Here is a 14,468-nt window from a genome sequence, read left to right as displayed (position 1 = left end):
ATATGTCCTCGCTGTTACTTCTGCATTGCCTCTAAATGTTCCAAGAGAATTCCAAGCGATTTAATCTGATTCTCCAGATTAAAGATTTCTTTTTTGCGCTCGGTCTTATAAATATAATCCGTAGAGATATCCTCAAGATGAAGAATTCTTACCTCCGGACAGTATACCATCGGTATTCCCGCTTCTTTACATCTTAAATATAAAAGTTCCTCTTCCCGGAACATAAAGGTATCCGGTACGAATGCATCTTTATATTTTGTAAGATAAATCGGTGAGAAAATCAGACAGCAGCCATGCAGTACCAGCTCATCCTGATATTCCAAGGAGCCTTCTGTGCAGTCTTCATGTTTCTTTAATTCCGGCATGACATGAATCTTTCCAAGGAAGATGCGAAGCAGCAGCTTTGCTCTGTCCCAAAGATTCCAAAGCGGATAAATGGAAGAGGTAATGTGTTTTAATCTCGTCTCATATACATGGCGTTCTTTTTTCAAACCCTCAATGGATGCAATTTCATAATACATGGCATTTTCCCTGCCATCCTTTAATTCAATATGCGGTCCCATTACTGCAAACTGATGTGCTTCATAGGCTGCCTCCACCAGCTGCGCAAAGTTATCCTGCAATAAAATCACATCATTGTTCATTACACAGATAAAATCGCAGTGTAGTTCTTCTCTTGCATATACATAGCCTAGATTGTTGCCTTTGGCAAAGCCGAGATTTTCCTTACTCAAAAGAACACTTACATGCTCTGTGTCTTTATAGCACTCTGCTAAATCTTTACCGGTTCCGTTGCCGGACGCATTATCTACTACCACAATTTCATAATCAGCCTGTGCCATTTTCTCCTGAATTGCTGCAATACACTTCTTTGTCATATCAAGAGTGCAATAATGCAATACCACAAAGCCAAATTTTTTCTTCTCACTCATCTTTGATTCCATCCATTCCAGATATCCTAATTGTGTAATAATAAACTGTCAATGAACAGCCATTTTACATGGCATACAAAATACCAAAGCATTGCCTTCCGGTATAATTTTAATGCCTTTTTATCAGACATCTTTCCGGTCTTGCAATATTCTAACCACGCCTCGGATACTGTAAGTCCGTCTTTTTTTATCTTTTTCTCATAGAAAGCCACCTTTTCTCCGGCTGGCTGTTCCTTACATTTATGCATGAAACTCATATCTGCCCGGTGACGTACGAGACTGTAACGGATAAATTCCGGTGCAATCTTCTGCTCCAAGTCATAGTCCATCAAATTTCTAAGATAGTTGATAAACCGGGAATTTCCCGTCCAGATGCCGTCTCCTGTCTGACGATAGCTCGCCATAATATCCGGCATATAATATACATCCCCATGCTTGATAAAACAGAACGTAATGGTATTATCATTAAAATAATCTGCTACCACATCCATCGGAATATCCTTGATATAGGCACTTCGCATCAGAATAGAATCCGGATGGAAATAGAAACGTCCCCAGTAGGTTGTTCCCTTTAATTTCATCGTATGATTGCAGTTTAAAAATGGTGTATTTTCTTTCGTCTTCTCATCATAGGCATAGACATTGTGGGCACAGACTGCATATTTTGCATTTTCCGGCTGATCCATAATCTCTACCTGCTTCTGCAGTTTATGGTCATCGATATAGAAATCATCCCCATCGAGATAAGCAAAATACTCTCCCTTTACATACTGCAAAAGATTCAGACGGTTTCTTGATGCCCGCTGGCTGCTGTTGTATTTCACACCAGGTTCCCGGTCCATCACATAGATTTCCATTCTATCCGGATATTTCTGCTTCCATTTCTGTAATTTTGCCATGGTGCCATCGGTAGAACCATCGTCACCAATCAGCACCTCAAAATCAAAATCACATTTCTGGTCAAAAACACTCTGCAATGCCTCATCCACATAATCTTCCTGATTATAAAAAGTCACAAGGACGCTTACTTTCATACTATCCTCCAGTGCCTACAATGTAATGGAGTAGGTCAGGTTATTACAATAGGAGCTTCCGAAGTCTTCTTTGCTGGTAATCAGTCCCATATTCAGATAATTACCTAAATCTTCGGTTGCTGTTCCCCAGGAAATCCGTTTATAGCCACGATTCTTCATTTCCACAATCATGGAATAATACATAAAGGTCATCGGGCTTAATTTATTAAACGCCTGTCTTGCAGCAAGATACTGTGTATGGGCACAGCCTACTTTATCGAAATAAAACATCATGGAGCCAGCTAACATTTCATCCTCTTTGAAGATGCCAAAGAATCCACATTCCTTCGGGAAACGGTCATTCTTGAAATCTAAAAGCTCTGCTAAAGAATGTACCGGTTTGGTATCATACTTGGAAAGGTTCTCACAGAGAATATCATAGAATTCTTTAATCTCATCATCTGTCGTCAGCGGTCTGCATTCCAGACCTTCCTTCTCACAGTTGTGGACATTGGTACGTTTTCCCTGTGCAAAGTTAGATAGAATTGCCTCTTTATAGGTAGCATAGTTTACATAAGTGCTCAGTTCCTTATGCTCCGTATAGCCTGCATGCTGAAATGCATACTGGAATAAATCACTTTCTACTTCTGAGAAAATATCGGAAGTCATTTTAAGATAAGCCTCGTTATAGCCCTGCTCCTTAAGATAATCCTTTAATTCTTCTACTAATACCACTACATGTTTGGCATTGTGATGCTTCTTGTCGATAATGATACCGCCAAAGGTGGTTCCTTTGTGGGAGAAAAATACCTTTTTCCCATCCTGCTCCAATTCACATGCCGGAATCAGAGCTGCGATATTATTTTTCTCATTATATACTACCAAAGATACATCTTTAAATCTGCCTGCCGGATGATAATTGAAGAACCGGCGGCTCTGTAAAAAGGTTCCGTTTATGGATTTTTCTGTGATAAATTTATCCCACTGTTCCTCTAAACTGTCCTCATATTTTTCAAATCGAAACATAGTCTCTCCTCTTCTATTTGAATGCATTGATTGCATCAATGACATATCCGGTTTCTTCCTCTGTCATTCCATAATACATCGGAATGCTAAGCTCTGTTGCAGAAATCTCTTCTGCCAGTGGAAGCTCTCCCTTTTTGATGCCAAGGCTTTCATATGCGCCCTGCAGATGCATTGGAATCGGATAATGTTTATTGGTTCCAATTCCCTTTTCATTTAAGAACTTCTCTAATTCATCCCTGCGTGCACAGCGGATTGCAAAGATGTGGAATACATGCTTCGTATCCGGCATTACAGTTGGCAGAGCGATTTCCGGATTCTTAATTCCGGCAAGATATTTCTCTGCTGTCTCAATACGGTTTGCATTCCAGCGGTCTAAATTCTTTAATTTAATTCTTAAGAAAGCTGCCTGCATCTCATCCAGTCTGGAGTTATTTCCCTGATAGATATGATGATATTTATAATCAGAACCATAGTTGCCAAGGGCACGTACTTTATCTGCCAGCTCTTTATCATTGGTTACAAAAGCTCCGGCATCTCCTAATGCACCTAAGTTCTTGCCCGGATAAAAGCTGAATCCGGCTCCGTCTCCAAGACTTCCCACATGTTTTCCCTTATAGAGTGCGCCATGTGCCTGTGCAGAATCTTCGATTACTTTCAGATTGTGACGTTTTGCAATCTCCATGATTTCATCCATTGGTGCCGGCTGTCCATAAAGATGTACTGCCATAATTGCTTTGGTCTTATCACTAATCTTCTCTTCGATTCTTGCCGGGTCAATGTCAAAGGACTCTAAAGTCGGCTCTACAAATACCGGAGTTGCACCTGTATAAGAAACTGCCAGTGCAGTTGCAATAAAGGTATTGGATGGAACAATGACTTCATCGCCTGTCCCGATTCCATATGCTTTCAGTGGAAGGAACAGTGCATCCAGTCCGTTGCCTACACCGACACAGTATTTCACGCCACAATATGCGGCATACTCTTCTTCAAACTTTGCTAATTCTTCTCCCTGAATAAACCAGTTTTTCGCTAAAACCTGCTGAAATTTTCCGGTAAGTTCGTCCTTGATTTCATCATGCATTTTCTCAAATGACACAAATGGTATTTTCATGGCAATTCTCCTTTACTTATTCTTATTTTCCTCTTTTACAAATGCAAGGAATTTATCGTAATCCCTGATATAATCATTTTCATCATAATATTCTGATGCCAGTACCATCAGCACTGCATCCTCGGAGAAATCATACATTTCCCGCCACATATTATTTGCAATATATAAGCCTTCATATGGCTTGTCCAATAAGACCTCTGCCGTCTCACTGCCGTTATCCAGATGAATCTTACAGGTTCCATGAATCGGAATCAGAATCTGTTCTAAACACCGGTGTGCATGATAGCCTCTTCGTACACCATCTACGGTATCATACATATAGTAAACACGCTTAATTTCAAATGGAATATCACGCATCTCTTCCAATGCTACCAGCTGACCGCGTTCATCCCCATGCTGCTGAAATCTGTACTTAATCACTTCCATGGACATTCTCCTTCTTCCACATTGCTGTGCTTCACTTTCTATTGTAATTCTTTTCTTACTCTTACTCTGCTTTTTCTTTGCCGAATTCCGGATTATCCAAAAATCCCTTCTGCTTATGCGCCGGCTGGTATGCGCCTTTTCGCACCTGCAGCATATGGCTTATAAGATAACGAATGGCATCCGGATTGCGGAACAGCCGTAACAAAGTACGAAGATAAAGGTTTCTGATTTTATATAATCCCAATACCTTTTTCTGCTTCTTCACATATGGATTATCGCTGTACTGCTCCTGAATCATGGCATAGAAACGGTCTACATCCTGTGCAAGAAGCTCCGAGAAGCTGCTTTTCTTCTTAGTGGATACTCCGGTATCGGCTTCATACCATACCAGATAATCCGGGAAGAAATGCATCGGTCTGCCATCTAAGCCTGCCATCATCTGAAAAATATCTTCTGCATAAATGACCGTTCCCTCTATCTTCTTAAGATAAGTCATATAATAATCTACGGTATAACAGGTACATGCACCAGAAGCATTGTCCCGATACAGCACCAGATTCTTTACAATCTTATCCTCATTCCAGTTCTTATATGGAGATAAATCAAAGGGATGCGGAAATTCCACATAATCTACACCGCCATCTTCCCTGCGGCAATAGCCCCTCATCAGCCCAAAACAGGACTCATACTGATTCTCTTCCATAAAGTCATACACCTGCTGCAGGGTATGTTCATTATAGAATGCATCCCCCGGTCCAAAATCCCGGACATATTTACCCTTTGCTTTTGCCAGACCATCTATGAGGTTCTTTACTGTTCCCTGATTCTTCTCATGATGAATAAGGGTATAATTTGCAAACTGGTGTGCCGCAAAATATGCTTCTATCTTATCAAAACAGTTTTCTTCTGAACCATCATCTGAGACTACGATTTCATAATCCTTAAAGGTCTGTGCCATGACAGAATCCAGTGTAACTAATAATTTCTTCCAGTCCGGATGATAGGTTACGATTAAAACAGTAAATTTCATCGTTGCTCCTTCTTGTTAACTTATACAGTTTACTATGTTTTCTTAAAATTTGCAACTTATAGCCTTCCGATGAGGAACAGTACTCTGACAAAGATTTCATCAATCATTCCCTGACGCAATTTATGCGGATAAAATACTTTTTTCAATGCTACTATTGGATGAAATCCCTCTTGTGTAAACAGATAAAGAGTCTTTCTATCTTCTTCACTCAGCTTATCTTTATATAATTCCGCATATTCACGAATCTGACGTCTGATATACTTAAAATAGTGATTCAGGAAAAACTTTTTAAACCTCCAAACTTGTGCTTTCCAAAAGCTATCCCCGCTGTTACTAACATTGCTCCCTGTTCTACGGTATTTTACGGTTGCACGTTCATCATATATAACCTTTCCCATGCCAACACACACCATATACATCCACCAGTCGTGTCCGGTAGAATATTTTGGCATCTGTTCTGTTACCATGTCCTTAGCTTTACGGTTAAATACACTGTTAAAGCCCAATGAAACACAGTCTACCATTGAATTCGCAAAAGATATATTAGGATGTTTACAGTCCCTATGTGCCACAAAATTTAACCCGCCATCATAATAATCATAATTTGAGAAATACAAAACAGGAACATCCGATGGGCTTTTATCCAGCAATTCCAATGCCATTTTTATCTTATCCGGAAACCAAAAATCATCCTGATCACTAAAGGCATAATAATCTGCTTCACCGCCATTTGCAATCAGCCACTCAAAACTTTTCACAAAGCCGACATTTTTTCCTGCTTCAAGATGAACTAGGCCTCGTTCTTCATACTCTTTTAAAATAGTCAGTGTTCCATCTTTTGAACCATCATCTCTTACATATATTTCAATATTTTTATAAGACTGTTCCAATATACTTTCTATCTGTTCACGAATATACTTCTCTCCATTATAAGCCGATAATAATACATTTACTTTCTTATCCATATGAATCATTCCTTACTTTTCATTTAGCTTACCTACAAAGCCGATTTCCGTATCATATATCCTTTCCAGTGAATCAAAATATGCCTGTTCATCCTGATAAATCTGGCTGTCTTTTAATACCAGTATATACTCTGCTCCAGAATCATTCAAATGATTAAAATAATCTGTGTGATTCGGATCACTCTGTCCCCAGCCATAATATCTTTGATTCGTAATTGCCTGATACCACAAATCATCCTCCCAGTATCCTGCCATCGGAACAAGTTCCTCTCCTTGTTCTAAAAGTTCATTGTAAACCCAATGATATAATTCCTCTTTCTCTTTCGAATATCCTGGCATCCAAAACGTTATGTAATTATAATGCAATAAATCATTATATGCTTCTGCCTTATATGACGAAACCATAAGACTATTATGTATCTGGATACGTTCCTCTACTTTTCCCAGATACATTCCAACCAAAAATACCCAGGTAATAAAGCATCCTGTTATCAGGACTCTGGTCTGCTTTTGTGCATAAACGACTCCATAAAATACTAATACAAAAGCTATTAACCACAACAAAAAATATATTTTATAGAAGTAATATGTAGATGCCTTACCTGTAACCGTTTTCCAAAGCAGTAACAATGTAAATACAAATGTGTAAGGTGCCAAAAACAATACAAGATTATTATCCCCTTTCTTACACATTGCATAGAATCCAAATAAAATCAGCGGTATATATATAACAAAATTAGAAAAAAGATCCCTGTAGCATGCCCCTTCATTCACAATTGCACTGGATACCGTTACCCCATCTTTAAATACACCGGCATATGTATATACAAATCCAAGAATACACGGAATCAGGAACACTGCCAGACAGGTTACCACGGTGTCTCGTGATACTAACTTATGCATTTTCCATTGTTTTACAAAAATGCAGGTAATTAGTGCAAAAAAGGTCACCGGCATAAACATCACATAGCATTCAAAAATAGCAAGGCACCCCAGCATCAGGAAAATGATGTTCATCCATTTTCCCATGTTCTCTTTTAAATACATATCAGTTAAAATAATCAACATACCTACAACGGTAACACCCATTCCAAGATATGTAAAACCATAAATCATGGAACACATAGGATATCCAATCATATATACAAAGGAAAGAATGTACGCTGCAACCCTGCCGAAACGGTCTTTACTATACTTTCTTGCTATTCCATAGAAAATAAATGCAGAAAGGCACACCTGAATCAGTTCACTCAAAACATAAAAACGGTAGTAATAGTCCACTGTTGCCAGTGGTGCCAGCATCTCTATAAATAATCCATTCCAAACAGTTTCATAAAACATACTTGTAACTGTTCCGTCATTCACAAGGTCCATTGCTGCCCGGAAATGATTCGCTGGATCAATTGTAAGGAAATTAAGATTAAGAGCTGTTCCACCATATCTCGTTTTTGCAAAAATAATTAAAACAACTACGGCTGTTACGACAAACATCAAATCACTTACCGCAAACTCATATTTCTGATATTTCTTCTTTTTCCAATTAAAAAACCATACTATACCTCCTGTTATCATATCAATGATTCCAATTGATATAATATTTATCGGGATATGTACTAAATCTAAAACCGCCGCCCAAAATGTGTGATAACAGTTTAATAAAATAAGCAACATTACTATCCATGTCACTCCGGTCTGCTTTTCTTCACTTTTATACAAGCCAAAAATACTGCTCCAAACTATTATCACTGCTGCCACAAAAAAAGCTGTACTACCAAGGTTCCATCCCATTCCTCTATTCGCCCTTTCTCCTTAATAACAGGTCTTAATCAGAATAAACAATGCATAAAGAAGCATTATTCCCATGATTGCAGATACCTTTATTGTAAAATGATTTATGTTATGTTTTATTTTATCACTGACTAATGCGATAAATGGAAGAATTATAAGAATAATAAAATATCTTCCCTGTACTCCTCCCACAACAGCAGCCCCTACCGGGTTTGCATAACCATCAGCAATATACAGTCCGAGCATCACTGCCACTGCTGTAATTATAAAAGTAACGATTAGTAATACCCTCTGTCTTACTTTTATTTTTCCATCCATACTCTGACCATCCAGCATTCCAACTGTAGTCAGAAAACACGGTGCAATAATCATAAGCATACTAAGCGGATAATTCAGGCTTCCCAGTATATTAAGCTGATGCAAATATTCATTTGTTTGTACCAAAACAGTAGAGAATATTACCTTTACACCCACCAGCGGATTAGCCATCAGATACTGTAACTGTGTCATATCACTGGATGCTCCACCAACTGCCTGAAGCCCACTAATTCCCGTTGAAACCCGAGACATGATATAAATGCATAAAATAGCAAATGGTATCAAGGTTATTGCAAATGCTTTCCAATACTTTCGGTTACTTTCAAATTTATTCTTTGGAATCAAAAATACCAACAATCCCATACATGCATAAACATATTTACACAAGAACATTCCAAGTAACAAAAAGCCCAGCAGTAACGTATGTTTCCATGACAACTTGACATTTTCATCAAAAGCATAATATAAACATAACGCAATAAATAAGAACCCAAATCCATTCAGTACCGCATCCTGTGAAAGCGAAGCTGCCTGATATATACTTAAAGGCATTACTGCCAGCATTGCAAGTAAATTCTTATAGCAGGGAATAAAACGAATTGCAAAAAATCCAAGCATAACATAAGTTAACAGGTTAAACAGTCTTCCCATCAAAATGACACCATAGATACTTAAATTCAATGCTCTTCCAATGAAAATTCCAAGTCCCTGTGGCCAATATACAATCGACGTCACACTTTCATAATATGTCATTTCAACCTTAACATTTGAAAATTTATGAGTTTTTAAATAATTTACATATTCACTTCCTTCACTTCCATCCGGTGTTATCTGCCGATATGAAATATCACTCACATTCTCAGGAACATTTATCACACCATCCCCATGGGAAAAATTACCAAAAGAGCCCAGTATATTTCCATAAGAAACATCCATTGCCTTATAAAAATGCGATGGACCATCACATTCCTGAAACGGCGGATTAATTAACGCCATTGCAATTCCCATTACTGTTGCTAAAATAACAAATATATACTCCGGACGTTCTAACCGTTTCGGCAACACACAAATACCAACAACTACAGCTGCTCCTAATCCGAATAAAACAAAAAATGCTAGATTTAATCCTCCGCCGTAAATAACAGACATCCGAAGTCTTGTTCCTGACTCCTGATTATTTACTGCCATATCGGATTCATAATCCCCTTTCAGTACACAGTAATTCACCTCATCAACAGGAGTTTCTTCCTGTAGCGTAAGATATACTTTCTGTCTTCCACTCACCTCACCAGATGAAAATGAAAAACTTATTACCGACTCTTCCCCCCTGGAATCCGGTAAATCGGTCTGTGCGCTAGCTAGCAATTCATTTGTATCTGCATTATAAAGCCCTGCATCTATAACAACATTCTGACCTGAATCATTTGTCATTAAAAGTGCAATCGACTGCACACTCTCTTTTATTTCAAAATACTGTGTAACAATCGTCTCTTCAGCTGGAATTACATCATTCTCTCCACTTCTATCATTATAATTATCCTGTCTTGATTCATAAAATACGTTTCTATGTTTCACCATCAAAACTGAAATTATTAAAAATACACCAATTGCGATCCAATATTTAACCGGAATTTTTTTTATTTTCTCTTTCATTTCTGCTTACCCACACCTCGTTTTCTATCTTTTAAATGCAATATCAGACATACTCCAGCTAAAACAATGATTCCAAGTACACTTCCTATAATACCTTCCTTTAACCTTGGAATATGATATACCGCCTGCACATTATGAACTCCAGGTTTCAGTCTTACTGCAGTAAATCCATAATCACCATTTATGATTGTTTCTTTTTCCTCATCTACATAGATTTCCCAGCCTTCCTGATCTGGAATAGTCAAAAGCAGAAATCCTTCCTTCTCATTCGAAACAGTACCTTCAAGTGAAGAACCGTCTACTTTAAAATCTCCAATGTCCGTCTGTCCAGGTTCTTCCTTTGATAACATATCCTGTCTGTCCCTGACAATCAAGGTATCCCCTAAAAGTTTTCTACGACTTCCTTCATCCATTTTTTCACATTCTTCCTGTGAAATAGTTTTTTCATAAAAAGAAGCAACTGAATCTGCATATATATTTTGATATATATATACCTCCCCTATTTTATGTACATATTGGCACCAGGAATAATCAATTTCAGATGTACTTAAAATATATTTTAAATTAATCAACCGCATCGGATAAATCTCTGTTTCATCTGTCACAATAAATGCCCTTTGAGCATCTGTCACCTTCTGGCTACTGTACAGATTTGTATAAAAAGATGACAAATTGCGATTTATGGTACTATTATAATCAGTTATAGCAGAATATCCAGCTATCAACGAATCTCCATACGTTGAAGAAAATGAGTATGTCTTCTCCACGCGGTAAAAAGAATCATCTTTCTCCTTTAAATATTTCAATGCATCTATCGTATCATTTCCCATCCCTTTATCAGAATAAATTATTTTTTCTCCCGAAGCATAAGCCGTTACCCGCTCATTATTGGTAATATAATTTTCCCTTCCCACAGAAATAATCAGACATATTCCAAGGAAAACTTCTACTATCCCCCATATCTTTTTTGTTCTGCAAAAATATCCAATTCCAAGCAATCCTGCAAAGATCAGGCACAAAACAATAAGCTGTCCATCATATTTTATCACTTCACCAGACGCTCTCCGACCGGTCTGTAACAGCACTCCAACACTTGCCGCCAGCCCCAATGCCAATCCAAAAATACTGATTTTTTTTCTTACAATCAGACTTTCCCATTCTGTTGCTACCAGCAATGCTGCTACCGGCATGATTACAAAAGTATATCTTGCCTGCACATATGCAAATCCATTAAACGCAATGGCAAATCCCGGATTATACAAAATAAATACGCCTACCATTGTCACAAAGATTCCATATACCAGCTGTTTTGTATTTTTGCACTCTCTTATTTTACGTACAAGAAATTGTCCCAGAAATATAAATATAAATACAGTAAGGCAGACATTTGGCATCTCATAATAATTTCCCCAACCCGTTGCATGCTCTAACTGGTTAATGCAAAAAGTATTATTTGATATAAGACGACCCGTTGTTTCTATATTGGCATCCATTGTATAAGTAGAAAACAGACCACTTAAAAACTTTGTAATTGCAGACTCACTGGAATCCAGCCTTGTCGAACTGGAAGTCAGGTAAGATGCTGCCGGCAATAATGTCACCGCATCCATAAATACGCCACATATAATTGTTCCAAAGACTGTTGCCGCACGTTTTAATCTGTCTTTCCATTGCCAGTCCAGCTCCGGATTAATCAGCCTGAGTACACAGTATATTGCAGCAAATGCAAGTGCCATATATGTATTATAATAACTGTATAATGTCGATGCTGCGACTGCGACTCCCAATCCCGCAATATATTTTACTTTGACTTCCCGTAACAGTTTCTCCAGGAAAATCAAAATTATTATCTGGTATACACAAATTGTTCCCAGCAAATAATGTTGTCCCCATAACATCAGATAACCATTAAATGCATAAAGATATCCGCCAACACATGCTGCTTTTTCTGAAACATGAAACATTTTCAAAAAATAACGGCATAAAAGTGCCGATAAAACAATCTTCAATATCTGCGCTACTACAAGCAGTCTTCTTACCTTTGAGATTCCACCGATTACTCCACCTAATATTACAAACAATCCAAATGGATCCAACGTCTGTGAAATATTGTTCATCAGACTTGTTCCCAAACCATAATCCCAGTTCCAGATACCAAATGTTCCTTCCTGTATTCTTCTTACACAGTTCATGTAATATGGATAATACTGCTGGATGGTATCTGAGCCAATATCCGCAAAGATAAAAAGTCTGTCACCAAATATATAATCATGAAAAATATATAATACGGTGATACCAACCACAAAAAGAAATACTGTAATGGAAGCAGTTTTTTTTAGTTTTGTTCTATCTTCCGAAATATATTCCACACCTTTTACCAGTACTCCAACCAGCAATAATACAATTGCTATTTTAAAAATAGCCTTCTTATGAATTCGTACATACACTTCAAATGGATTTCGATAAGAGATTTGGTTAATATTATAATGCAGTCCCTGTACATCTGAAATCAATAGTTTAATATACTTTGTTCCTTTTTCCACCTGAATTGGATTATGCCCCAGCTGATAAGTATATGTTGCTGGATCACTATTAAATTCTTTTGTTTCTGACTGCCAGATAAAACCTGTAATTTCCTGATTCAGTTGATTCATTTCAACATCCAAGAGTTTATCTGCATTTACCGGAATAATAAAGAAACTGTCTTCTCCCGTAATATATCCATCCTCATCCTGGATTAAATCATTAGCAGAGCTTTTTATTTCTTCAAGATTTTGTTTTTCCTGCTGGAAAGTAAAATATATTTTCCAGTTGTCAAATCCCCGTTCTCCAACCGTTCCCACCAGAACCAGCCCTGCAAGAATCAGAACCAGTTCTGCAAGCAATACTGCTGCATTTTTTAACCATTTCTTCCTATCGATTTGAATCTGCATCTTCCTTCTCCTCATTCAGCATCTGGCGCACCACATAAAGGGGTCTTTGTTTTGACTGCATAAAAATATTTCCTACATAAATGCCTACCAGACCGACTACCATAATAATAATTCCTCCGATGAGACAGTTGGTTGCTACGATACTGGTCCAGCCTGCTGCCACATGACCGGTAAAATAATAGATAATCAGTCCGATAATCACCAGTGCTGAAATGATGGACATCAGAAATCCAAAGCCCATGGTGAATTTCAAAAGTTTATCCGACTGGGAGGTTAAAATCTCTCCCGCCATCTTAAAACGCTTCTTCATGTTATAAGAGGATTTTCCCTCAAAACGGGAATCGTGTTCCACATCAATTGCTGCCTGCTTAAAGCCAAGCCATTTCACATAAATTACAAAGGCACGGTGCATTTCCCGCATCTTGCAGTAATTATCGATTACCACCCGTTTGCTGATGCTGAAATTACAGATTGCCGGGTCATAGTGTCCATCCGATGCAAAGGAATAAATCTTATAGAATATTTTAGATACTAATACCTTTAAGAAAGAATCTTTTCTATGTACTCTTCTGGCAAAGACCACATCATAACCTTCCTGAGCCTTGCGATAAAGATTCGGGATTTCTTCCGGTCTGTCCTGTAAATCACAGTCCATCACCACTACCCAGTCTCCTTTTGAGGCATCCAGTCCTGCAGTTATTGCCATAATCTGTCCGAAATTCCGGGATAATTCAATCCCCTTTACACGGCTGTCCTCCTTACAGATTTCTTCGATTACTTCCCACGAATTCTGCGGGCAGGCATCATTTACCAGAATAATTTCAAAATCATCAGTGATGGTACTTACCGATTCCACCAGACGTCTATGCAATTCATGCAGTGCTGCCCGGCATCCATAGACCGGAACTACAACTGATATATCCATTTTCATACCCTCCTATAGGTAAAACACGATAATACCAAGCAGTATCAGTGCATTTCCAAATACTTTACGCTTTGTAATCGGCTCTTTAAAAAAGAAAAAGCTTAAAATCATAATTAAGATATAGCCCAGGGATTCAATGACCGGGCCATTCTTATATTCAATTCCATGATATGCCAGAATCGTCAATACGGTAGTTCCTACCATCATGGCATATCCAATGATGACATATGGATTTAAGTATTCCTTTATTACATTATCATATTTTTTTGCAGCACTTTTCTTTAACAAAATCTGCGAAAAGGAAGCTACTACTACGGATGCCACCAGAAAAAGCCAGTATATCATCTT

Annotated in this window: 12 protein-coding genes; all 12 read right to left on the bottom strand. The window is 38.0% G+C overall.

Features of this window, described 5'->3' with window-relative positions; genetic code table 11:
- Positions 1–14 precede the first annotated feature (14 nt).
- A complete protein-coding gene (locus DXB43_RS01980; RefSeq protein ID WP_158561794.1) occupies positions 15–932 on the bottom strand; it encodes a glycosyltransferase family 2 protein in 918 nt (305 codons plus the stop codon).
- 26 nt (positions 933–958) lie between these two features.
- Positions 959–1,966 (bottom strand): glycosyltransferase family 2 protein, encoded by a 1,008-nt coding sequence (locus tag DXB43_RS01975; RefSeq protein ID WP_022244450.1) that lies wholly within the window; start codon positions 1,964–1,966, stop codon positions 959–961.
- 15 nt (positions 1,967–1,981) lie between these two features.
- Positions 1,982–2,971: a GNAT family N-acetyltransferase gene (locus tag DXB43_RS01970; RefSeq protein ID WP_117946434.1), complete on the bottom strand. Its 990-nt coding sequence runs from the start codon at positions 2,969–2,971 to the stop codon at positions 1,982–1,984.
- Positions 2,972–2,984: 13 nt separating this feature from the next.
- The gene (locus DXB43_RS01965; RefSeq protein WP_117946432.1) at positions 2,985–4,082 is read right to left on the bottom strand and encodes a DegT/DnrJ/EryC1/StrS family aminotransferase; all 1,098 of its coding nucleotides are present in this window, start codon (positions 4,080–4,082) and stop codon (positions 2,985–2,987) included.
- 12 nt (positions 4,083–4,094) lie between these two features.
- A complete protein-coding gene (locus DXB43_RS01960) occupies positions 4,095–4,508 on the bottom strand; it encodes a sugar 3,4-ketoisomerase (RefSeq protein ID WP_117946430.1) in 414 nt (137 codons plus the stop codon).
- Positions 4,509–4,569: 61 nt separating this feature from the next.
- Positions 4,570–5,538 carry a glycosyltransferase family 2 protein gene (locus DXB43_RS01955; protein WP_117946428.1) on the bottom strand — a complete coding sequence of 323 codons (969 nt, stop codon included), beginning with the start codon at positions 5,536–5,538 and terminating at the stop codon, positions 4,570–4,572.
- A 56-nt stretch (positions 5,539–5,594) separates the two neighbouring features.
- A complete protein-coding gene (locus tag DXB43_RS01950; RefSeq protein WP_158552104.1) occupies positions 5,595–6,503 on the bottom strand; it encodes a glycosyltransferase family 2 protein in 909 nt (302 codons plus the stop codon).
- A 12-nt stretch (positions 6,504–6,515) separates the two neighbouring features.
- Positions 6,516–8,291, bottom strand: coding sequence for a hypothetical protein (locus DXB43_RS01945; protein ID WP_117946426.1), 1,776 nt, complete (start codon positions 8,289–8,291; stop codon positions 6,516–6,518).
- 21 nt (positions 8,292–8,312) lie between these two features.
- Positions 8,313–10,262, bottom strand: coding sequence for a DUF2142 domain-containing protein (locus tag DXB43_RS01940; RefSeq protein WP_117946424.1), 1,950 nt, complete (start codon positions 10,260–10,262; stop codon positions 8,313–8,315).
- Positions 10,259–13,195: a YfhO family protein gene (locus DXB43_RS01935; RefSeq protein WP_158567181.1), complete on the bottom strand. Its 2,937-nt coding sequence runs from the start codon at positions 13,193–13,195 to the stop codon at positions 10,259–10,261. The genes DXB43_RS01940 and DXB43_RS01935 overlap by 4 nt, the downstream gene beginning before the upstream one ends.
- Entirely contained in the window at positions 13,176–14,120 is a 945-nt protein-coding gene (locus DXB43_RS01930) for a glycosyltransferase family 2 protein (protein ID WP_117946420.1), read from the bottom strand. The genes DXB43_RS01935 and DXB43_RS01930 overlap by 20 nt, the downstream gene beginning before the upstream one ends.
- 12 nt (positions 14,121–14,132) lie before the next feature.
- Positions 14,133–14,465, bottom strand: a complete 333-nt coding sequence (locus DXB43_RS01925) for an EamA family transporter (RefSeq protein ID WP_117698686.1) — start codon at positions 14,463–14,465, stop codon at positions 14,133–14,135.
- Positions 14,466–14,468: the final 3 nt, after the last annotated feature.

The sequence above is a fragment of the Roseburia sp. OM04-10BH genome (assembly GCF_003462605.1).
Taxonomy (GTDB): Bacteria; Bacillota; Clostridia; order Lachnospirales; family Lachnospiraceae; genus Roseburia_C; species Roseburia_C amylophila.
The sequence above is the reverse complement of the archived record's forward strand: the minus strand, read 5'-3'. Positions and strand labels throughout refer to the sequence as shown.